This window comes from Methylobacterium sp. E-005 (assembly GCF_022829725.1).
Taxonomy (GTDB): Bacteria; Pseudomonadota; Alphaproteobacteria; order Rhizobiales; family Beijerinckiaceae; genus Methylobacterium.
This window is the reverse complement of the sequence record NZ_JAKSYG010000157.1, coordinates 26837-47518: the sequence shown is the minus strand read 5'-3', so window position 1 is coordinate 47518 and position 20682 is coordinate 26837. Positions and strand designations below refer to the sequence as shown.

Genomic DNA, 20682 nt, shown 5'->3' with positions numbered 1-20682 from the left:
ATGGCCACGACATTCGGCCTCGCATTTCTGGCGGGCCTCCTCTCGGTGCTGTCGCCCTGCGTGCTCCCCCTCCTGCCGCTGGTGCTGGGCGCGGCCGCATCGGAGCACAGGTTCGGCCCTGTCGCCCTCGCCGCCGGCCTCGCCTTGTCGTTCGTGGCCATCGGGCTCTTCGTCGCCACCATTGGGTTCGCCGTCGGCCTCGATGCGGGGGTGTTCCGAATCGGCGCGGCCATCCTGCTGATTCTGCTCGGGCTGGTCCTGATGGTACCGGCAGCGCAGACCCGCCTGGCCACCGCCGCGGGCCCGGCAAGCAACTGGGCCGAGAGCCGATTCGGCGGCTTCTCGACCGCTGGTCTCCTCGGTCAGTTCGGTGTCGGGCTCTTGCTTGGCGCGGTCTGGAGCCCCTGTGTCGGGCCGACCCTCGGCGCGGCCTCGCTGCTGGCCTCGCAGGGGCGCGACCTCGGTACCGTCGGGCTCACCATGGTGGTGTTCGGCCTCGGGGCGGCACTTCCCCTGCTCCTGCTCGGCGCCCTATCCCGGGAGGTGCTGATGCGGTGGCGCAATCGGATGATGGGGTTGGGCAAAGGGTTGAAGGCCGCACTGGGCCTGATCCTGGTGGCCACCGGGTTGATGATCGTCACGGGCTACGACAAGGCTGCGGAGACCGCTCTGGTCAATGCTTCACCGGATTGGCTGACGAGCCTGACCACGCGCCTCTGAGTCGAGCGGCGGCGGGGGGGGTCCGGTCGAACGTCTTGGGGCGCAACCGATGGCCAACAGCGGATCGGCTGTAAATCGCCGCGAGCGACCCTTCAGGATCGGACCAATGCCGATTGTCCGACAGGTCGTCCGCCCGTCCCGGAAGCCTCCCTCAGGTTGATGGATGGGAGACCGTCAGCGCCCCAGCAAGCGGAGGCGAGAACCCGACGGCGATGCCTGCTGGAGACGTTCAAGCTTGACGCATGTCGGTGCAACTGGGACACGGCCGCCGCCTGTCCGGACATCGGCCCGCGATGCTGCTCAACCGCCTGTTCCCCGTCTGCGCCATCCTGGCCGCGGCCACGGCCTATTTTGCGCCGGGCGTGTTCCTCCCGGTGCTCCCGCACGTCGCCGCCCTGCTGGCCGTGATCATGTTCGCCCTCGGCGTGACGCTGACGCCCGCGGATTTCGGCCGGATCCTGGCCCGGCCCGCGCCGGTCGCGGCTGGAATCGTCGTCCACTACCTCGTGATGCCGGCGGCCGCCTGGGCCATCGCCCACGCCCTCGGCATGGGCACGGAACTCACGACCGGCATGGTGCTGGTCGGCAGCGTCGCCAGCGGCACGAGCTCCACCCTGGTGGTCTACATCGCCGGCGGCGATGTCGCGCTGTCGGTGACCATCGCCACGGCCTCGACGCTGGTGGGCCTCGTGGCGACGCCGCTCTTGGTGCGGCTTTACGTCGACGCCGCCGTGCCGGTCGACGTGGCGGGGCTCCTGGCCAGCCTCGTGGAGATCGTGGCCGCGCCGGTGGCCCTGGGGCTGGCGCTCAACCGGCTCGCGCCGCGCCTCGTCGGGCGCTTCGAGCGCGCGCTGCCCGCCGTGTCGATGGCCGCCATCCTGCTGATCATCGGCGCCGTCGTGGCGGGCAGCCCGGGGGGAGCATCGCCGCGGTCGGGCCCCTCGTGCTGCTGGCGGTGGTCCTGCACAACGGAGCCGGCCTAGTCTGCGGCTATTGGAGCGGGCGGCTGCTCGGCTTCGATGAAAGCACCTGCCGCACCCTGGCGCTCGAAGTCGGCATGCAGAATTCCGGCCTCGCGGCAGCTTTGGGCAAGCTCTACTTCTCGCCGCTGGCCGCCCTGCCGGGGGCGGTCTTCTCCGTCTGGCACAACCTGTCGGGCTCGGTCCTGGCTGGCTACTGGTCCGGCCGGAGCCGGGCGATCGCCGCGCGCGGGTCCGCCCCCTCGTAGGCGGATGGCAGGGGCGCCGACGCGCATCCGCATCGGCGCGGCCGGGGCTGGCCCTGCGACGCCTCGATCCGGTACAAGTCACGCTTGGCTCGGCGGTGAGCGGAGCGGCCTGGACCTCGTGCGGCTCGGACGCGCGGTGACCCCGGCATCAGAGCGAGAGACATCCCATGTGCGGCATCGTCGGCATCGTCGGGCGCGACGCGGTGGCGGGTCAGGTGATCGAGGCCCTGCGCCGACTCGAATATCGCGGCTACGATTCGGCCGGCATCGCCACCCTGGAGCATGGCCGCCTGGAGCGCCGCCGGGCCTCCGGCAAACTCGTCAACCTCGAGGCGCGGCTGGAGCGTGAGCCGCTCACCGGTACGATCGGCATCGGCCACACGCGCTGGGCCACCCACGGGCGGCCCAACGAGATCAATGCCCATCCGCACGCAACCAAGCGGCTGGCGGTCGTGCATAACGGGATCATCGAGAACTTCCGCGAGCTGAAGCAGGAGCTCGAGGCCGACGGCGTGGTCTTCGAGACCGAGACCGACACCGAGGTCGTCGCCCAGCTCGTCAGCCGCAACATGGACCGGCAGATGGGCCCGGTCGAAGCGGTCGCCGCCGCCCTGCCGCGGCTGCGCGGGGCCTTCGCGCTGGGCTTCCTGTTCGCCGGCGAGGAGAACCTGCTGATCGGCGCCCGGCACGGCGCGCCGCTCGCGGTCGGTTACGGGGAGGGCGAGACCTATCTCGGCTCGGACGCCCTGGCGCTCGCCCCGTTCACCGACGCACTCACCTATCTCGACGAGGGCGACTGGGCGATTCTGACCCGGAACGGCGCCGAGATCCGCGACGCATCGGGTGCGACGGTCGACCGCCCCCGGCAGAAAATCGCCACGCAGGCCTATCGGATCGACAAGGGCGAGTACCGCCACTTCATGGCCAAGGAGATTCACGAGCAGCCCGAGGTCGTGGGCCGCACGCTCGCCCACTACGTCGATATGGCGAATGGCCGGGTGATGCTGCCCGAGGCTTTGCCGTTCGATTTCGCCAAGCTCAGCCGTGTCTACATCACGGCCTGCGGCACGGCCTATTACGCGGGGCTCGTCGCCCGGTACTGGTTCGAGCAGGTGGCGCGCCTGCCGGTGGAGATCGACGTCGCCTCGGAGGCCCGCTACCGCGAGGCGCCCCTGGAAAAGGACGGGCTGACACTGGTTATCTCGCAATCGGGCGAGACCGCCGACACGCTGGCCTCGCTCCGCTACGCCCAGAGCCAGGGCCAGCACACGCTGAGCGTGGTCAACGTGCCGACCTCGACCATCGCGCGGGAATCCTCCGTGGTGATGCCGACTTTGGCCGGACCGGAGATCGGAGTCGCTTCCACGAAGGCGTTCTCCTGTCAGCTCACCGTGCTGCTCTGCCTCGCCATCGCGGCCGGCCGGGCGCGCGGCACTTTGGATGCGGCCGGCGAGAAGCGCTTGGTCGATGCGCTGATCAAGGCGCCGGGCCTGATGGCGGAGGCGCTGACCCAGGAGGCCGCGATCGAGGGCCTCGCCCGGGAGGTCGCGAAGGCGCGGGACGTGCTCTATCTCGGCCGCGGCACCAGCTACCCGATGGCTTTGGAAGGCGCACTGAAGCTCAAGGAGATCAGCTACATCCATGCCGAGGGCTACGCGGCGGGGGAGCTGAAGCATGGGCCGATCGCGCTGATCGACGAGAGCGTGCCGGTGATCGTGATCGCGCCGCACGACGCGGTGTTCGAGAAGACGGTCTCCAACATGCAGGAGGTGGCGGCCCGCGGCGGGCGCATCGTGCTGATCGGCGACGCGAAGGGGGCGGCCGAGCACGGGCTCGACACGCTCGCGACCTTCACCATGCCGGCGCTGGACGCCACGGTCGCGCCGATCGTCTACGCGGTGCCGATCCAGCTGCTCGCCTACCACACGGCGGTGTTCATGGGGAAAGACGTGGACCAGCCGCGCAACCTCGCCAAGTCGGTGACGGTGGAATAGGGGCGCCCTCGCCGTGGCCGGCCGCCCAACGGCGCCGGTCTCGCGGGCGCGCAACCGGCCCGGCCCGTCGCGGGTTTCGAAACCCGGTCGGGGTGACTTCCGCACCGACCGGTAATTTGGCATTCTCCTCCCGTGCATTTCTGGCTCGCCCTTCGGCGGCTGTTGCCGCTCCTCGCGGTCCTCAGTCTCGCCCTGACGCCGGTGACCGCGCCCGCGGCCATTGCGGGCCTGCACGCGCCCGTGCTCCACGATCACGACCCGGTGACGGATCTCGACCATGGGATGACCGGGATGGACCATGCCCACATGGCTCATCACGACGCGGGGTCGGGCGACCGGGCCGGCATGGACATGGATGACATGCCCTGCTGCCCGCATGAGCCTGCGGCCAAGCCCGACTGCACCAAGACTTGTCCCTTGATGGCGCTCTGTCTGGCGACCGTCGCTCCGCTCCTGCCTGCGGCGGTCGTGCTCACGGCCCCCATCGCAACGCGCGCGAGCTTGCCTTGGCCGGCAGCAGCGGCCTTCCACAGCGTGCCTGGGACACCGCTACCCGAGCCACCTCGAGCCTGAACCCGATGCCGCGGGCGTGAGCGCCCGCACGATGCCGCATGTCCGCATGCGGCCCGCCATCGCGTTCAGGAGACCTCATCCGTGATCAAGACTTATTTCGCGCGCCCGCTTTCGGCGGCGCTGCTCGGTGCCGTGCTGTCGGGACCGGCCGTGACCACATCCGCGCTCGCGGACGTCAAGGACTACCAGTTCCAGCTCGTGCAGCAGGAGGCCAGGGTCGGCGAGGCCGTCCTCTCCGTGCGCCTGGTCGACAAGCGCAGCGGCAAGGCCGTGCCCGATGCCGTAATCTTCGCCAAGCGCATCGACATGGCCCCGGACAGCATGGACGAGATGACCTCGAAGATCGAGCAGCTCCCCACGACCGAGCCTGGGATCTACCGGTTCAAGGCGAAGCTCACGATGGCCGGCGGCTGGCGGCTCTCGCTCGGGGCGAAGGTCCAGGGTGAGACCGGCACCGTCGCGGACAAGCTCGTGTTCCAGGCCGTGAAATGAGCCGGGCGGCATGGCTGGCCGGAACTCTCGTCGCAATCGCGGCGGGGGGGGCCGGATATTGGACTGGCCGCGCGGGCGACCCCGTCTCCGCGCTCCTGGAGCGCGCACGGACGGACTGGGCCCGCTGGGCTCCGGCCGCCATGCCGCCGGCGCAGTCGCCGGCAGCGCCGAAACTGGACGGGCCGGTCGTCTACTATCAGGATCCCGACGGTAAGCCGGTCTATTCGCTCTCGCCGATGGGGACCGACGACGGGCGCGAGTTTCGCGCCGTCCACGCCAGCGAGGACGTCCGCTTCGACGAGCCCGATCCCCCCGAAACGAGCGCCGCCGAGCTGGCGGGCCGCGGCGGAGGCCCGGGCGAGATGCACGCGGGTGGCATAAACACGGGTGACATGGCGGCCGGGATGACCAAGCCCGGCTCAGCCGGTCGTCGCATCCTCTACTACCGCAACCCCATGGGGCTTCCGGACACTGCGCCTGCACCCAAGAAGGACAGCATGGGGATGGACTACATCCCCGTCTACGCGGGCGAGGACGAGGATGGGGTCGTCACCGTCTCGCCCGGCAAGGTTCAGCGCACCGGCGTCCGGACCGAGATCGTCGCGCGCCGGATCGTCGCCCAGCCGGTCCGGGTGCCGGGAACGGTGGCGCTCGACGAGCGGCGCGTGTTCGTCGTGGCGACCCGGTCCGATGCCTATGTCGATCGGGTCGAGAACGTCACGACCGGGGACCGGGTCCGCAAGGGTCAGCCTCTGGTCCACCTCTACTCGCCCGAGATCAACGCGGCCGCCGCGCAACTTATCGCCAATCCGGGTTTCGACGGCTCGCGCCGCCGCATCCAGAACCTGAACGTCCCCGAGGACGTCATCGACGCGATGGAGCGCACCCGGAAGATCCCGATGGCGATCACGTGGTCGTCCCCGCGCGACGGGATCGTCCTCCAGCGGAATGCGATCGAGGGCATGAAGGCCGCGGCCGGCGACACGCTGTTCCGGATCGGCGACATCGCGACGCTCTGGGTGCTGGCCGACGTCCCCGAGCGTGACCTCGCGGGCGTGCGTGTCGGGCAGCCGGTGACCGTCAGGCCGCGCTCGGCCCCGGACCGGATCTTCACCGGCACGGTCGGGGTGATCTACCCGCAGGTGAATCCGCAAACCCGGGCGACCCGGGTCCGCATCGAACTGGCGAATCCCGACGGCGCGCTCCTGCCCGACATGTACGCCGACGTGGAGATCGACACCGGGGCGACGAACCCGGTCGTGGCGGTACCGGACGATGCGGTCATCGACACGGGCGAGCGCCAGATCGTGCTCCTCGATCGCGGAAACGGTCGTTTCGAGCCGAGGGCGGTCAAGATCGGCATCCGGGGCGCCGGCTATACCGAGATCCGCGACGGTCTCGCTGTGGGCGACCGCGTGGTCACGGCAGCCAATTTCCTGATCGACGCCGAGAGCAACCTGAAGGCGGCGCTGCAGAGCATGGCCGCGCCAAAGGACGATCGGCAGGCTCTCCGTACGGGAGACGCCCCGTGATCGCGCGCCTCATCGGTTGGTCGGCCCGCAACCTCGTGCTCGTTCTGATCGGCACCATCTTCGCGGTGGCGGCCGGCCTCTACGCCGTCCGCACGCTGCCGCTCGATGCCATCCCGGACCTCTCGGACGTGCAGACCATCGTCTACACGGACTATCCTGGCCAGGCCCCGCAGGTGGTCGAGGATCAGGTCACCTATCCGCTGACCACGGCGATGCTCACGGTGCCGCGCTCCAAGGTCGTGCGTGGGTTCTCGTTCTTCGGCGTCTCGTTCGTCTACGTGATCTTCGAGGACGGCACCGATCCCTACTGGGCCCGCTCGCGGGTGCTGGAATACCTCAACGGCACGGCGAGCCGTCTGCCCGCGGGCGTGACGCCGACGCTGGGTCCCGACGCGACCGGGGTCGGCTGGGTCTACCAATACGTGATCCTGGCCAAGGAGCGGACGCTCGCGGAGCTTCGGGCGCTCCAGGATTGGGTGATCCGCTTCGCCGCCTCGCGGGCCGAAGGTGTGGCCGAGGTCGCCCCGATCGGCGGCTTCGTCAGGCAGTACAACGTCGTCGTCGAGCCGAACCGCCTGCGGGCACAGGGCATCAGCCTCGCAAAGCTGCGCGACGCCATCCGGGCGAGCAACGCCGATGTCGGCGGCCGGACGGTCGAGATGTCCGAGTTCGAGTACATGGTCCGCGGCCGGGGCTACCTGAAGAACACCGACGACATCGGCAACATCGTCCTGAAGACCGACAACGGCACGCCGCTGCGCGTCCGCGACGTCGCGCGCGTCGAGATCGGCCCCGACGAGCGTCGGGGAATCGCGGAACTCGACGGCCAGGGCGAGGTCGCCGGTGGCATCGTCCTGCAACGCTTCGGCGCGAACGCGCTGGACGTCATCGCGAACGTCAAGGCGAAGCTTGCCGAGGTGGCCAGGAGCCTGCCGGCGGGGACCGAGATCCTGCCGGTCTATGACCGCTCGCAACTCATCGACGCGGCCATTGATACGCTGAAACACACGCTGATCGAGGAGAGCGCCATCGTCGCGCTCGTCTGCGTCGTGTTCCTGCTGCACCTGCGCAGCGCGCTCGTCGCCATCCTGATGCTGCCGGTCGGCATCCTCATCGCGCTCGCCGCCATGCGCGGCCTCGGGCTCGGCGCGAACATCATGTCGCTCGGGGGCATCGCCATCGCGGTCGGCGCGATGATCGACGCGGCCATCGTGATGATCGAGAACGCCCACAAGCACCTGGAGCGTGCGCCGCCGGGCAAGCCACGCGCCGCGATCCTGATCGAGGCCGCATCGGAAGTTGGTCCGTCGCTGTTCTTCTCGCTCCTGGTGATCACGGTCTCGTTCCTGCCGATCTTCACCCTGGAGAGCCAGGAGGGGCGACTGTTCGGGCCGCTCGCCTTCACCAAGACCTTCGCGATGGCGGCGGCGGCGCTCCTGTCGGTGACGCTGGTGCCGGCGCTGATGGTCGTTTTCGTGCGCGGACGGATCATTCCGGAGCACCGCAATCCGGTGAACCGCCTCCTGATCTGGGCCTACCGTCCGCTGATCGCGGGCGTGCTGCGCGCCCGCATTCCCACCATCCTGCTCGCCCTCGTGATCCTGGGCGCGACCGTCTGGCCGGCGCGACAGCTCGGGTCGGAGTTCATGCCCGAGCTCAATGAGGGCACGCTCCTCTACATGCCGACGACGCTGCCGGGCCTTTCGGTGACCAAGGCGGCGGACCTGCTGGCGACGCAGGACCGGATCATCAAGGCGTTCCCCGAGGTCGCCTCGGTCTACGGCAAGGCCGGCCGCGCGAGCACGGCAACGGACCCGGCGCCGATGGAGATGTTCGAGACGATCATCCGCCTCAAACCGCAATCCGCGTGGCGGCCCGGCGTGACGCTCGACAGCCTGAAAGCCGAGATGGACAGGGCCCTGCAGTTCCCGGGCGTCTCCAACGCCTGGACGCAGCCGATCCGCGCCCGCATCGACATGCTGGCGACCGGCATCCGCACGCCCGTCGGCATCAAGATCTTCGGCACGGATCTCACCGCGATGGATCGCGTCGCCCGGGAGGTCGAGGCCGCAATCCGCAAGGTCCCCGGCACGTCGAGCGCCTATGCGGAGCGGGTCATCGGCGGCTACTTCCTGGACATCACGCCGGATCGCGAGGCGCTCGGCCGTTATGGGCTGACCGTCGGCGACGTACAGGACGTGATCGCCCTGGCGCTCGGCGGTCAGGCCGTGACGAATACGGTCGAGGGTCGCGAGCGCTACAGCGTCAACCTGCGCTACCCGCGCGCCTTCCGCTCCGATCCGGGGGCGATCGCGCGGGATGTGCAGGTGCCGCTGCCGGCCGGCGGCACGGTCCCGCTGGGCGAGGTCGCCATGGTCCAACTCACCCGCGGTCCGACCTCGATCCGCACCGAGAACGGCCAGCTCGCCGTCTACCTCTATGTCGACATCACGGGGCGCGACCTCGGCGGCTACGTCGCCGATGCGCGCGCGGCCGTCACCGAGGCGGTGAAGCTCCCGACGGGGATGTCGCTGCAGTGGAGCGGCCAGTTCGAATACCTGGAACGGGCCGAAGCGCGGCTGAAGATCGTCGTCCCCGCGACGCTGCTGCTCATCCTGCTGCTGCTCTACCTGAACTTCCGCCGCCTGACCGAAACGTTGATCGTCATGCTGTCGCTGCCCTTCGCGCTCGTCGGCGGGGTCTGGCTGATGTGGTGGATGGGCTTCCACATGTCGGTGGCCGTGGCCGTCGGCTTCATCGCGCTGGCCGGTGTCGCCGCCGAGACCGGCGTCATCATGCTGGTCTATCTCGACCAAGCCCTGGCCGAGCGTCGCGCAGAGGCAGAACGGATCAAGCGACCACTCACCCGCGAGGATCTGCGCGCAGCGATCATGGTCGGCGCGGTCGAGCGGGTCCGCCCGAAGATGATGACGGTCGTCGCCATCATGGCCGGTCTGGTGCCGATTCTGTGGAGCACGGGCGCGGGCTCCGAGGTGATGCAGCGGATCGCTGTGCCGATGATCGGCGGCATGATCTCCTCGACCGCGCTCACCCTGATCGTGATCCCGGCCGTCTACGGCCTGATCAAGGGTTGGGGCCTTCCTGCGATGGCCGATAGCCGAGAGGCCCCCGCCGAGGCCGACGCCGCTTTCAGGGAAGCCGCCGAGTAGCCAAGCCGGCGCCAATCCGTCTTCCAGCCAGAGGGGAAATCGAGATGGACATGATCCTGCACGCGATCGGTCACGGCCTGCTCATGGCCGTCGGCATGTTCTGGCAGACCGGCTGGAGCCTCGTGCTCGGCTTCACGATCTCGGCGGTGCTGCAATCAGTCGTTTCAGCGGACCAGATGCGCCGGGCCTTCGGCGGCGGATCCATCCGCGAGATCGCGCTGGCGACGGTGGCCGGGGCGGCGTCCTCCTCGTGCTCCTACGCCTCGGCGGCGATCATGCGCACGCTGTTCAAGAAGGGCGCGGCGCTCGTCACGGCGCTCGCCTTCCTGTTCGCCTCGACGAACCTCGTCTTGGAACTGGGCCTGATCCTGTATGTGCTGCTCGGCTGGCAGTTCATGCTCGGCGAGTGGATCGGCGGCCTCGTGCTGATCGCCATCATGACCACGCTCGTGAAGCTCACCTACCCGTCGCACCTCGCCGAGGAGGCGCGGCAGCACAAGGAGGAGAGCCGGGGCCATCAGCATATGAGCATGACCGTGGACGGTCCGACCTGGTGGGCGCGTCTGACCAAGCCTGAAGCGCGGATCCGGATCGCCCAAAATTTCTCGATGGAATGGCAGATGCTCTGGAAGGATCTTGCCCTTGGTTTCCTCATCGGCGGCCTTCTCGGCGCCTTAGTGCCCAATGGCGTCTGGAAGGCCCTGTTCCTGACCGACGCGCCGGGCTGGGTGCAGGTGCCGGTCAACGTCGTGCTCGGCCCGATCATCGCCATGCTGACCTTCGTCTGCTCGATCGGCAACGTGCCGCTCGCGGCCGTGCTCTGGGCCGGCGGCGCGAGCTTCTCGGGCGTGCTGGCCTTCCTCTACGCCGACCTGATCGTCCTGCCCCTGCTCGATGTCTACCGCCGGTACTTTGGCTGGCGCATGGCCGCCTATATCGGCGGCGTGTTCTTCGTCACGATGGCGCTCGCGGCCATGATTGTCGATCTCGCGTTCACCGGCATCGGCTGGATCCCGTCACGCGATGTCGACGTGCAGGCGCAGATGACCACGTTCAGCCTGAACTACACGTTCTGGCTCAACCTGTTATTCGGAGCGGTCGCCGCGTACCTGTTCTGGGTGAATTCCAAGAACCCGATGGATCACAGCCATCACGAGCACGGTCATGACGGACATAATCATGACGGACATGGGTCCCACGGCCATGAGGGTCACGCCGGTCACCCCGTGTGAATCGGCCGAGGAACAACAGGACGACGGCCGGCTCGGGATCGCCGTCGGGTCTCAGCGCATCACGAAAGCGATATCGGCGGCCAAGGCCTTGAGCCGGTCCGGCGCTCGCTCCTTGCGCTCGCTGTAGCGGTCGACCAAGTACGCGGCCCGCTCGCGGGTGAGCAGCGTGAACTTCATCAGCTCTTCGCAGACATCGACCACGCGCTCGTAGAGCGGCCCCGGCTTCATCCGGCCGGCTTCGTCGAACTCCTTGTAGGCCATCGGCACCGACGACTGGTTCGGGATCGTGATCATCCGCATCCAGCGGCCGAGGACGCGCAGGCCGTTGACGGCGTTGAAGCTCTGCGACCCGCCCGACACCTGCATCACCGCCAGGGTGCGCCCCTGCGTCGGGCGAACGCTGCCTTCGCTGAGCGGGAGCCAGTCGATCTGGCTCTTCATCACGCCGGTGAAATTGCCATGGCGCTCCGGCGACACCCAGACCTGGCCCTCGGACCAGATCGAGAGGTCGCGCAACTCCTGAACCTTCGGGTGATCGGCCGTGGTATCGTCCGGCAACGGGAGGCCGTGGGAATCGTAGATCCGGACCTCACCACCCATGGCTTCGAGCAGGCGGGCCGCCTCGTGGGCGAGGAAGCGGCTGAACGAGCGCTCGCGCAGGGAACCATAGAGGATCAGGAAGCGCGGCGCGTGCGTGAATGGCGTCACCGCCTCGACGCTCTCCCGGGTGGGAACGAGGAAGTGCGCCGCGCTCAGATTTGGCAGGCCGTCGGTGAAGGTTGGCTGCGACTTGTCCAAGATTCCGCTTTCTTGTACGTTCAAACAGTCTTTGGAAGATTGTAGCAAGAATGGATGAGCCGCAAGCCCTGGCTGCCTTCTCGGCCCTCGCGCAGGAGCATCGTCTGCGTCTGGTGCGGGCGCTCGTGAAGGCGGGTCCAGAAGGCCGGGCCTCCGGCGCGCTGGCGGACGCCGTCGGCGTGTCCGCCGCCACCGTATCCCACCACCTGAAAGAACTGAGTCATTCCGGCCTGGTCGCCTCGCGGCGCGAGGGCCGGTCGATCATCTACAGCGCGGCCTTTCCGGCGCTGGCAGGCCTGATCGATTTCCTGATGCGCGATTGCTGCCAGAGCCGCCCCGAAGTGTGCGCGCCTGCCGTCGCAGCCCTGTCCGCGTGTGATTGCCCAACCGGAGACATCGCCCATGCCTGAGGCGTTCGACGTCGTCATCTATCACAACCCGGATTGCGGCACGTCCCGCAACGCCCTGGCGATGATCCGCAATGCCGGTGTTGAGCCCCACGTGATCGAGTACCTGAAGACGCCGCCGACCCGGGCCATGGTCCGCCGCCTCGCGGCGCGCGCGGGGATCACCGTGCGCGATCTCCTGCGCGAGACGGGCACGCCCTACGCGGCGCTGAACCTCGGCGATCCGGCCCTGACCGAGGACAAGCTGCTCGACGCGATCGCGGCCCATCCGATCCTGATGAACCGGCCGGTGGTGGTCAGCCCGAAGGGCGTTCGCCTGTGCCGGCCGTCTGAGGCCGTGCTCGACCTCCTGCCAGTGCAGGGGGGCGAGTTCGTCAAGGAAGACGGCGAGCGCGTCGTCGACGAGCACGGTCGCCGCGTCGCCACCGCCTGACACAGCGCGACCGAGATTGCGTGCCGAGCGGCCCATGCAACAGGCCACCGGTGTCGGCGCGCGCCCCCTTCTCCGCAGGATCCGGCCGCGATGCTCGCGCTCGCCATCTTTCTTGTCACGCTCGTCTTCGTCATCTGGCAGCCGAAGGGGCTCGGGATCGGCTGGAGCGCACTGATCGGGGCGGCCGTGGCGCTGTCCACCGGCGTCATCCACCCCGGCGACATCCCGGCGGTCTGGCACATCGTCTGGGACGCGACGTTCACCTTCGTCGCGCTAATCATCATCTCGCTCCTGCTCGATGAGGCCGGGTTCTTCCATTGGGCGGCCCTGCATGTCGCGCGCTGGGGCGGCGGTCGCGGCCGGCTCCTGTTCCTGCTCGTGGTGCTGCTCGGCGCGGCCATCGCCGCCGTGTTCGCCAACGACGGCGCTGCCCTGCTGCTGACACCGATCGTGCTGGCGATCCTGCGGCGCCTGGATTTCCCGCCCGCCGCGGCGCTCGCCTTCATCGTTGCCTGCGGGTTCGTCGCCGACAGCACCAGCCTGCCCCTGGTGATCTCGAACCTCGTGAACATCGTCTCGGCCAACTATTTCGACGTAACGTTTGGCCGCTACGCTGCCGTGATGGTGCCGGTCGATCTCGTTTCGCTCGCCGCGACCCTCGTCGTGCTCTGGGCTTACTTCCGGAAGGCCGTGCCGCCGTCCTACCCCGTCCGGGAACTTGAGCTGCCCATCCGCGCGATCCGGGACCGGACCGTGTTTCAGGCGGCATTCCCGTTGCTCGGCGTGCTGCTCGTCGCCTATGTCGTGACCGCGCCGCTCGGCGTTCCCGTCTCCGTCGTGACCTGTGCGGGCGCGACCGTGCTCCTGCTGCTCGCCAAACGCGGCGGCGTCATCCCGATCCGCGGGGTGCTGACCGGCGCGCCCTGGCAGATCGTGCTGTTCAGCCTCGGCATGTACCTCGTGGTCTACGGGCTGCGGAACGCCGGCCTCACCAACGAACTCGCCAAGGGCCTCGTCCGGCTTGCCGGACAGGGGCCGTGGGTCGCGACCATCGGCACCGGCTTCGCCGCTGCGATCCTGTCCTCGGTGATGAACAACATGCCGAGTGTGCTCATCGGCGCGCTCTCGATCCAGCAGGCTCCCGATCTCGCGCCGCTGACCCGCGAGCTGATGATCTACGCGAACGTCATCGGCTGCGATCTGGGCCCGAAATTCACCCCCATCGGCAGCCTCGCCACCCTGCTCTGGCTGCACGTCCTGGCATCCAAGGGCCAGACGATCACGTGGGGGCAGTACATGAAGGTCGGCCTCGTCATCACGCCGCCGGTCCTCCTCGTGACGTTGCTGGCGTTGGCAACCTGGCTGCCGCTGCTCGGGACGCCGTAGGCCGTGCCGGACACGCGTCGCCGCTGGCCGGTCATCTCGGCCCTGGGCGTGGTGCAGATCCTCGCCTGGGGCTCGTCGTTCTATCTGCCGGCTGTTCTCGCCGGCCCGATTGCAGAGAGCACCGGCTGGCCGCTCGCCTGGGTCGTCGGCGGCTTGGCGCTCGGCCTCCTCGTGGCCGCACTCGCATCGCCGCATGTCGGGGCAGCCATCCATCGCCGGGGCGGTCGCCCGGTCCTGGCGCTGGCCGCGCTGCTGCTGGCCGCAGGGCTGACGACGCTGGCCGTGGCGCCGGCCCTGCCGGTCTACCTCGGCGGCTGGCTGATTCTCGGAGCCGGCATGGGTTGCGGCCTGTACGACCCGGCCTTCGCCACCCTGGGTCGCCTCTACGGCGCGGAGGCCCGACCGGCGATCACCACGCTCACCCTGTGGGGCGGGTTCGCCAGCACCGTGTGTTGGCCTGTGTCGGCATTCCTGGTCGCGCAGGTCGGCTGGCGAGGGACCTGCCTCGCCTATGCCGGCCTTCACCTCGGGGTCACGCTGCCGCTGATCCTCCTGCTTGTCCCGAAGCCCCACGTGTTGCCCGCAGCGGCGGAGGATCGAGAGGCGGCCATCGGCCCCCTATCCGGCCCGGAGCGACGGGCATTCCTGTTGTTTGCCGGGGTTCTGATCCTCGGTGGCGCGATCATGTCGCTCGTCTCGGTCCACCTGATCACGCTGCTGCAGGCCCGCGGCGTGGCCCTCGCCTCGGCCGTCTCCTACGGCGCGCTGATCGGGCCGGCCCAGGTCGCCGCCCGGATCGTCGAGATCTCGTTCAAGGGCCGATACCATCCGCTCTGGACGCTGACGGCGGCCTTCGCCCTGGTCACGCTCGGCTTGGCGCTACTCGCATCCGGCCTGCCCGGCGTCGGGCTCTGGCTGGTGCTCTATGGCGGCGGCAACGGAATCTTTTCCATTGCGCGGGGCACGGTGCCGCTGGCCCTGTTCGGTCCCACGCGCTACCCGTTGGTTGTTGGCCGCCTCGCCCGGCCGGGTCTGATCGCGCAAGCCCTGGCCCCGCCGGCGGGTGCGTTCGTGCTGACCCACGCGAGCCCCGATGCGCTGTGGTGGATCCTGCCGATCCTCGCCACAGCCAATCTTGGTCTGATCGCAGCTTTGTGGGCTGTTCGCGGCATTTCCCGACCGGACGTCACGGACCGGCGAACCTGACTGTCGGTCCCACGGCAGGCCTCACAGACAAAGGCCCCGGCCGAATGCCGGGGCCTGTTGTCCTCAAAGGCACGTGTCGCCGTGATCAGTAAGAGCGCGAGGTCGTCGTGGAGGACGTCGATCCCGTGGAGGTCGGAACCGTCCCCGTCGTCGTCGCCCGGTTGGCCCGATGATGACCGATGGCGCAACCGGCCGCGGCACCGGCCACGCCATGACCGACCATGTGGCCCGCGAGGCCGCCGACCACGGCGCCCTTCAGGCAGCCCTTGGCTTCTGCTTGTCCGAGGCCTGCGACGGTGGTCAGGGCGAGAACGGAAGCGATCGTCAGCGCGCGCATGGTATCTCTCCGGGATGGAATTTCGCCTTCAAACGTGCGGATGCAGGATCCCGTTCCGCCGATGCCTCAGCGCGCCGTCGCTTCGACGAGCCGGCGCGGAGCCTCCTGCGCGGTCCGCACCAGACTCGGCGTCGTCGTCATGTCCGATGCCGGTCGGACGGATGCGGTCGGACGCGCCTGATCGCGGTAAAGCGGCGGCGTGAAATCAACGCGCTCGCCCGCGGCAGCTGATCCGAGGGCCGGAACAGCGGCGAGGGTGGCGATGACGAAGGCTCGAATGGTCATGATGATCGTCCCTTGGCGGCCGGGGTATGTCCGGGCTCTGAAGGGAAGATGCGCTGCACTGCACCATCGTTCAAACAGATGCGATCGATAGCAGCTATCGATCTCGTCGATGCTCGGGGCTTCTATACCCTTCGATGATCGCACCGGGTCTCAGACCTCGCCGCCCCGTGCAGCCAAACCTGTCCTCCCGAAAACCCGGCGGGCGATCACGGCGTAAGGGATGTCGGGTTGTTCAACGGAATATTTAGAGCGCCACTGAGACGCGGCGCCGTATTTGCGAGCGCCGCGGGGCAATCCAGGGGCGCATGACATCAGCGGCGTTGCGCCCCTGGCGTGATTCGCCGCGCCCCTTGACGTTCGAGTCGCGCCGTCCCGAGGCGCCCGGTACGAGGAACCCAATGATGATTCAGAACACCGACGCCCTACGCTGGCTCGACGGGCAGGAGGGCGCAATGCTGGCACTCCTCGAAGAGCTCGTGAACATCGATTCCGGCTCCTACGACAAGCCCGGTGTGGATGCGGTCGGCACCCGAATCGCGGCGTTCCTGGCCGGCGAGGGCATTCCGGTCTCCACGATCCCGGTCGAAGGCTACGGCGATGCGCTGAAGGCCGAGGTCGCAGGCTCCGGCGGCGGCAACCGGCCGGTGGTGCTGATGGGCCACCGCGATACCGTCTTTCCGAAGGGCGAGGTGGCGCGCCGTCCGTTCCACGTCGTCGACGGCCGCGCCTACGGTCCGGGCGTCGCCGACATGAAGGCCGGGCTCGTCATGAACGCCTTCGTGCTGGCAGCCTATCACCGGGCCGGCGGCGCGCCGGTGCCGCTGGTCGGCCTGTTCACCAGCGATGAGGAGATCGGCTCCCCGGCCTGCCGGCCGATCATCGAGGAGACCGCCCGCGGCGCTCGCGCGGTGCTGAATTCCGAGCCGGGACGCCCAACCGGCAACGTCGTCACCGGCCGCAAGGGCGGCGTGTTCATGCAGTTGGAGGTGCTGGGCAAGGCTGCCCATTCCGGCGGCAACTACGCGGACGGCCGCAGCGCCATCCTCGAATTGGCGCACAAGACCGTGGCGTTCCACGCCATCACGGATCTCGCGCGCGGCATCACGGTCAATGTCGGGCTGATCTCGGGCGGCCAGTCGGTCAACACCGTGGCGCCGCGGGCGACCTGTGAGATCGACCTCCGCTACGTCACGCCGCCGGACCGCGCCGAGGCCATGGAGCGGATCGCAGGGATCGTGGCGGCCTCCATGGTGCCGGACATCACCGCGCATCTGAGCATCAAGGGCGAGTTCCTGCCGCTGGTGCAGGATCCGGCTTCCCGGGCGCTGTTCGAGACCTACGCCCAGGTCAGCGCGGAGCTGGGGCGGCTGGTCGAGGGCGAGTTCGCGGGTGGCTGCGCCGATTCCGGCTTCACCGCCAGCGTCGGCTGCCCGACGCTTTGCGCCGTGGGCCCGGTCGGCGGCAAGGCGCATTCGCCCGAGGAATACCTGGAGGTTGGAAGCCTTGTGCCGCGGGCGCGCGCGATGGCCGAAACCATCGCGGCGCTGTGAGAGCCTGATTGATTGGGCCAAGACGTTTCTGCGTTGTGGACCGACCCAGTCCTGGTTTCGAAAGGGCGAGCCCTTTCGCGGGTCCAGGGCAGAGCCCTGGAAATCATCTCAGGGCTCCGCCCTGAGCACCCGCCAAAGGGCTGAAGCCCTTTGGAAACCCAGGATCCCGGTGGAGCAGCCCCCGAGGCTCAGAGGTCGACCATGGCGAGCCCGGCCTCGCCGTAGCGGCCGCCGCTGACGGCTTCCGCGGGCATCGCGTCCGCGATGGTCCGGAGATCGGCCTCCGACAGGACGAGATCGGCCGCCGCCGCATTCTCCTCCAGGTGGCGGATCTTGCGGGCCCCCGGGATCGGGACGATGAAATCGCCCCGGCTCAGCACCCAGGCCAGGGCGAGCTGCGCGGGGGTGACGCCCTTGTCGCGGGCGAGGGCGGCGAGCGTGTCGAGCAGCCGCTGGTTGGCCGCGAGGTTTTCCGCCTGGAAGCGCGGCAGGGTCCGGCGATAATCGTCGGCCCCGAGGGCGTCGGGGGTCTGGATCGCGCCGGTGAGAAGGCCGCGGCCCAGCGGGCTGTAGGGCACGAAGCCGATCCCCAACGCGACGCAGGTCGGCAGCACCGCGGCCTCGGGTTCGCGGCTCCACAGGGAATACTCGCTCTGGACCGCGGCGATCGGATGCACCGCATGGGCGCGCCGGATCGTGGCCGCGCCCGCCTCCGAGAGCCCCAGCGCCCGGACCTTTCCAGCCCGAACGAGATCCGCCATCGCGCCGACCGTGTCCTCGATCGGCACCGCCGGATCGACCCGATGCTGATAGAACAGGTCGATCACCTCGACGCCGAGGCGCTGGAGCGAGGCGTCGCAGACCGCGCGAACATGCTCCGGGCGGCTGTCGACGCCGACGATCCGCTCCCGGCCCTCGCCGGTCTCGGCGATCTTGAAGCCGAACTTGGTGGCGATCACCACCCGGTCGCGGAACGGTGCGAGCGCCTTGCCGACGAGCTTCTCGTTCTCGAACGGCCCGTACATCTCGGCCGTGTCGAAGAAGGTGATGCCGAGATCGACCGCCCGGCGCAGGGTGTCGATCGCCTCGGCCTCCGGCTGGCCGCCATAGGCGAAGCTCATGCCCATGCAGCCCAGGCCCAGGGCGGAGACGGTGAGTTCGGAACCGAGTCGACGCTGTTGCATGAAAACCTCCGATGCAGCAGGCCGCACTCTGCATATCGGGCGCCCGCCGATAAGCGGTGAACAGCGCAGCAGGCTGTTCTATCCGGCTCAACAATGCGACGCGCTGACCTGCCCGCCCTGTCGATCTTCGCGGCTGTCGCGGCGCGCCGGAGCTTTCGCGGCGCGGCGCGCGATCTCGGCCGGTCGGTCTCGGCGGTGAGCCACGCGATCAATGGGCTGGAGGATCATCTCGGGGTACGCCTGCTGGCCCGGACCACGCGCAGCGTCGCCCCGACCGAGGCCGGGCAGCGCCTGCTCGACGGTCTCGAACCCGCGCTCGCGGCGATCACCGAGGCGGTAGAGGCCGCCGCCGCCTCACAGCAGCAGCTCTGCGGGACCCTGTGCCTGTCGGTGCCGCGCGCGGCGGCCGAGATGGTGCTGATCCCGCTCGTCACCGCGTTCACGCGGGCGCATCCCGGCGTGACGATCGAGATCCGGGTTCAGAATGGCTTGAGCGACATCGTGGCCGAGGGCTTCGATGCCGGAATCCCCTTCGCCGAGAGCCTGGAGCAGGACATGATCGCGGTGCCGCTCGGCCCCCCGCAGCGCGGGGCCATCGTGGCGGCGCCGGCCTATCTCGCGCAGCATGCGCCTCCGGCGACGCCGCAGGATCTGCAGGCCCACACCTGCATCCGCCGGCGCTTCGCGGGGGGCGCCCTCTATCAATGGGAATTGAACGCGACTGAACCGCCTGCACGGTGTCGGTCTCCGGCAATCTCATCCTCGACGATGACGGGCTCATCGCCGAGGCGGCGCGGCGTGGGGCCGGGCTCGCCTAACTGTTCGAGGCGCAAGCTGCGACGGATCTCGCATCCGGCCGGCTGGTCCGGGTCCTGGAGGATTGGTGCCCGCGCTTTCCCGGCTTCCTCCTCTACTATCCCTGCCGCCGGCTGATGCGGCCGGTACTCCGGGCCTTCGTGGACTTCATCCACGCGGGCGCCGGAATGCGGGACGGCGCGGCCGCCGGTTAATCCCGCAGGGCCGCCACGAGGCGCAGCAGGAATCCATCGACGGCACTCTTGTCGATCCAGCGCAGCACCGCGACGAGATCGCGATCCGGATCGCACCAGATCACGTTGTTGCCGGCGCCCAGCGCGCTGAAGGCGTTCGGGGAGATCTGCGGCTTGGCGGCGGCGCCCCGGTTGAGCCACCAGAGATAGCCGTAGCTCTCAAGCGTCGGCGACGGGGCCAGCATGGCGCGGATCCAGCGCTCGGACAGGAGCTGCCGCCCATCCCACGCGCCGCCGCGGGCGATGAGCAGCCCGAACCGGGCGTGATCGTCGGCGCCGATGAACAGGCCGCCCCCCCAATGGCCGCCGCCCGGCACCGATTGGACGCTCCGTCCGTCGATCTCGACCCAGGCATTGTCGTAGCCGTGCCATGCCCAGTCCCGGGAGGCGCCGATCGGGTCCATGATCCGCTCGCGCAGCACCTCCGGCAGGGCACGGCCGAATAGCCGCATCAGGCAATAGGAGAGGAGGTTCACCCGCACGTCGTTGTACTCGTAGTGGGTGCCGGGCGGCTTCAGCGCCCGCTTCTCGCCCTTGCGGCTGTTATCCGCCCCCGGTCCGATCTGGCGGAAGTGATCGACCTGATCGGATTTCTCGAACAGCACCCCCTGCCACTCACTCGATTGCTGTAGCAGGTGGCGCCACGTGATCGCGCCGTTGTGCGGCCCGTCGAGGAGCGGGTCAGGCACGCTGTCGCGCACCGGGGTGTCCACGTCGGGGATCAGCCAGTCATCGTGGGCCAGACCCGCCAGCACCGCGAGGTAGCTCTTGGCGATCGAGAAGGTCATGTCGGGTCGAGCCGTATCGCCCCAGGCGGCAATCAAGCGTCCGCCCTTCAGGATCATGCCGGCCGGCCCGCCCCGCGGCCGCACGGGGCCCGCGATGGCGCTCCACGGCCCGGTCTCGTTCCACTCGACGATCCCGACATAGTGGCCGTCCGGGTGATACAGGCTGCGCGGCCAAGCGCTCTCCTGCGCCTCGGCATACGCGACCGCCTCAGCGAGGCGCACGGGGTCGAAGCCAGCTGCGGCAGGCGCGGCCAGTTCCCACGAATCCCCCGGCCACGACGGCACCATTCGCTCACTCACGCACAACCTCCCTCTTCC

General features: G+C 69.0%; 19 protein-coding genes and 1 pseudogene. 15 read left to right on the top strand and 5 right to left on the bottom strand.

Going from position 1 to position 20682, the window contains the following annotated elements; all coding sequences use genetic code 11:
• The 9 genes from MKK88_RS17325 to MKK88_RS17290 all read left to right on the top strand — a co-directional run bounded on the left by MKK88_RS17325 (position 1) and on the right by MKK88_RS17290 (position 10941).
• On the top strand, positions 1-720 hold the full coding sequence (locus tag MKK88_RS17325; protein WP_244001818.1) for a cytochrome c biogenesis CcdA family protein: 720 nt from the start codon (positions 1-3) through the stop codon (positions 718-720).
• A gap of 293 nt (positions 721-1013) precedes the next feature.
• On the top strand, positions 1014-1703 hold the full coding sequence (locus tag MKK88_RS17320) for a bile acid:sodium symporter family protein (RefSeq protein WP_279602364.1): 690 nt from the start codon (positions 1014-1016) through the stop codon (positions 1701-1703).
• Complete coding sequence (locus MKK88_RS33860) at positions 1676-1948, top strand: hypothetical protein (RefSeq protein ID WP_279602363.1); 273 nt, start codon at positions 1676-1678, stop codon at positions 1946-1948. The genes MKK88_RS17320 and MKK88_RS33860 overlap by 28 nt, the downstream gene beginning before the upstream one ends.
• A 167-nt stretch (positions 1949-2115) precedes the next feature.
• Positions 2116-3942 (top strand): glutamine--fructose-6-phosphate transaminase (isomerizing), encoded by a 1827-nt coding sequence (gene glmS / locus MKK88_RS17315; protein ID WP_244001816.1) that lies wholly within the window; start codon positions 2116-2118, stop codon positions 3940-3942.
• Between the two features lie 132 nt (positions 3943-4074).
• Positions 4075-4515 (top strand): hypothetical protein, encoded by a 441-nt coding sequence (locus tag MKK88_RS17310; RefSeq protein ID WP_244001814.1) that lies wholly within the window; start codon positions 4075-4077, stop codon positions 4513-4515.
• Between the two features lie 81 nt (positions 4516-4596).
• Positions 4597-5007, top strand: coding sequence for a FixH family protein (locus tag MKK88_RS17305; protein ID WP_244001812.1), 411 nt, complete (start codon positions 4597-4599; stop codon positions 5005-5007).
• On the top strand, positions 5004-6539 hold the full coding sequence (locus MKK88_RS17300; RefSeq protein ID WP_244001810.1) for an efflux RND transporter periplasmic adaptor subunit: 1536 nt from the start codon (positions 5004-5006) through the stop codon (positions 6537-6539). Before MKK88_RS17305 ends, MKK88_RS17300 begins: the two co-directional genes overlap by 4 nt.
• A complete protein-coding gene (locus MKK88_RS17295; RefSeq protein WP_244001808.1) occupies positions 6536-9709 on the top strand; it encodes an efflux RND transporter permease subunit in 3174 nt (1057 codons plus the stop codon). Before MKK88_RS17300 ends, MKK88_RS17295 begins: the two co-directional genes overlap by 4 nt.
• A gap of 44 nt (positions 9710-9753) precedes the next feature.
• Positions 9754-10941 (top strand): permease, encoded by a 1188-nt coding sequence (locus tag MKK88_RS17290; protein ID WP_244001806.1) that lies wholly within the window; start codon positions 9754-9756, stop codon positions 10939-10941.
• Between the two features lie 51 nt (positions 10942-10992).
• Here the strand turns inward: MKK88_RS17290 and arsH are convergent, their stop codons facing one another.
• Positions 10993-11739, bottom strand: coding sequence for an arsenical resistance protein ArsH (arsH, locus tag MKK88_RS17285; RefSeq protein ID WP_244001804.1), 747 nt, complete (start codon positions 11737-11739; stop codon positions 10993-10995).
• Positions 11740-11789: 50 nt separating this feature from the next.
• Here arsH and MKK88_RS17280 point away from each other — a divergent pair, with 50 nt between their 5' ends.
• The 4 genes from MKK88_RS17280 (at position 11790) to MKK88_RS17265 (ending at position 15171) form a co-directional block, all read left to right on the top strand.
• On the top strand, positions 11790-12149 hold the full coding sequence (locus MKK88_RS17280; RefSeq protein ID WP_244001802.1) for an ArsR/SmtB family transcription factor: 360 nt from the start codon (positions 11790-11792) through the stop codon (positions 12147-12149).
• Positions 12142-12579, top strand: a complete 438-nt coding sequence (arsC, locus tag MKK88_RS17275) for an arsenate reductase (glutaredoxin) (RefSeq protein ID WP_244001800.1) — start codon at positions 12142-12144, stop codon at positions 12577-12579. Before MKK88_RS17280 ends, arsC begins: the two co-directional genes overlap by 8 nt.
• Positions 12580-12669: 90 nt before the next feature.
• A complete protein-coding gene (locus tag MKK88_RS17270) occupies positions 12670-13965 on the top strand; it encodes an arsenic transporter (RefSeq protein WP_244001798.1) in 1296 nt (431 codons plus the stop codon).
• 3 nt (positions 13966-13968) lie between these two features.
• Entirely contained in the window at positions 13969-15171 is a 1203-nt protein-coding gene (locus tag MKK88_RS17265) for an MFS transporter (RefSeq protein ID WP_244001796.1), read from the top strand.
• 85 nt (positions 15172-15256) lie between these two features.
• Here MKK88_RS17265 and MKK88_RS17260 read toward each other — a convergent pair whose 3' ends face one another.
• Positions 15257-15508, bottom strand: coding sequence for a hypothetical protein (locus MKK88_RS17260; RefSeq protein WP_244001794.1), 252 nt, complete (start codon positions 15506-15508; stop codon positions 15257-15259).
• A gap of 66 nt (positions 15509-15574) precedes the next feature.
• Positions 15575-15793: a hypothetical protein gene (locus MKK88_RS17255; RefSeq protein ID WP_244001792.1), complete on the bottom strand. Its 219-nt coding sequence runs from the start codon at positions 15791-15793 to the stop codon at positions 15575-15577.
• Between the two features lie 401 nt (positions 15794-16194).
• Here MKK88_RS17255 and MKK88_RS17250 point away from each other — a divergent pair, with 401 nt between their 5' ends.
• Positions 16195-17343 (top strand): M20 family metallopeptidase, encoded by a 1149-nt coding sequence (locus MKK88_RS17250; protein WP_409566673.1) that lies wholly within the window; start codon positions 16195-16197, stop codon positions 17341-17343.
• Positions 17344-17531: 188 nt separating this feature from the next.
• On the opposite strand, the gene MKK88_RS17245 is transcribed toward MKK88_RS17250, so the two are convergent.
• Positions 17532-18527: an aldo/keto reductase gene (locus MKK88_RS17245; protein ID WP_244001788.1), complete on the bottom strand. Its 996-nt coding sequence runs from the start codon at positions 18525-18527 to the stop codon at positions 17532-17534.
• A gap of 93 nt (positions 18528-18620) precedes the next feature.
• Between MKK88_RS17245 and MKK88_RS17240 the strand changes: the two are divergent.
• A pseudogene (locus MKK88_RS17240) lies at positions 18621-19537 on the top strand (LysR family transcriptional regulator).
• Here the strand turns inward: MKK88_RS17240 and MKK88_RS17235 are convergent.
• The gene (locus MKK88_RS17235) at positions 19534-20664 is read right to left on the bottom strand and encodes a serine hydrolase domain-containing protein (protein WP_244001786.1); all 1131 of its coding nucleotides are present in this window, start codon (positions 20662-20664) and stop codon (positions 19534-19536) included. The pseudogene MKK88_RS17240 and the gene MKK88_RS17235 sit on opposite strands and share 4 nt — an antisense overlap.
• Positions 20665-20682: the final 18 nt, after the last annotated feature.

Excerpts from the sequence above, each read along its gene's own strand:
- arsC (WP_244001800.1), top strand. The coding sequence starts at position 12,142 with ATGCCTGAGGCGTTCGACGTCGTCATCTATCACAACCCGGATTGCGGC.
- MKK88_RS17245 (WP_244001788.1), bottom strand. The coding sequence starts at position 18,527 with ATGCAACAGCGTCGACTCGGTTCCGAACTCACCGTCTCCGCCCTGGGC.
- MKK88_RS17250 (WP_409566673.1), top strand. The coding sequence starts at position 16,195 with ATGATTCAGAACACCGACGCCCTACGCTGGCTCGACGGGCAGGAGGGC.
- MKK88_RS17280 (WP_244001802.1), top strand. The coding sequence starts at position 11,790 with ATGGATGAGCCGCAAGCCCTGGCTGCCTTCTCGGCCCTCGCGCAGGAG.
- MKK88_RS17270 (WP_244001798.1), top strand. The coding sequence starts at position 12,670 with ATGCTCGCGCTCGCCATCTTTCTTGTCACGCTCGTCTTCGTCATCTGG.
- glmS (WP_244001816.1), top strand. The coding sequence starts at position 2,116 with ATGTGCGGCATCGTCGGCATCGTCGGGCGCGACGCGGTGGCGGGTCAG.
- MKK88_RS17260 (WP_244001794.1), bottom strand. The coding sequence starts at position 15,508 with ATGCGCGCGCTGACGATCGCTTCCGTTCTCGCCCTGACCACCGTCGCA.
- MKK88_RS17325 (WP_244001818.1), top strand. The coding sequence starts at position 1 with ATGGCCACGACATTCGGCCTCGCATTTCTGGCGGGCCTCCTCTCGGTG.
- MKK88_RS17290 (WP_244001806.1), top strand. The coding sequence starts at position 9,754 with ATGGACATGATCCTGCACGCGATCGGTCACGGCCTGCTCATGGCCGTC.
- MKK88_RS17300 (WP_244001810.1), top strand. The coding sequence starts at position 5,004 with ATGAGCCGGGCGGCATGGCTGGCCGGAACTCTCGTCGCAATCGCGGCG.
- MKK88_RS17320 (WP_279602364.1), top strand. The coding sequence starts at position 1,014 with ATGCTGCTCAACCGCCTGTTCCCCGTCTGCGCCATCCTGGCCGCGGCC.
- MKK88_RS17255 (WP_244001792.1), bottom strand. The coding sequence starts at position 15,793 with ATGACCATTCGAGCCTTCGTCATCGCCACCCTCGCCGCTGTTCCGGCC.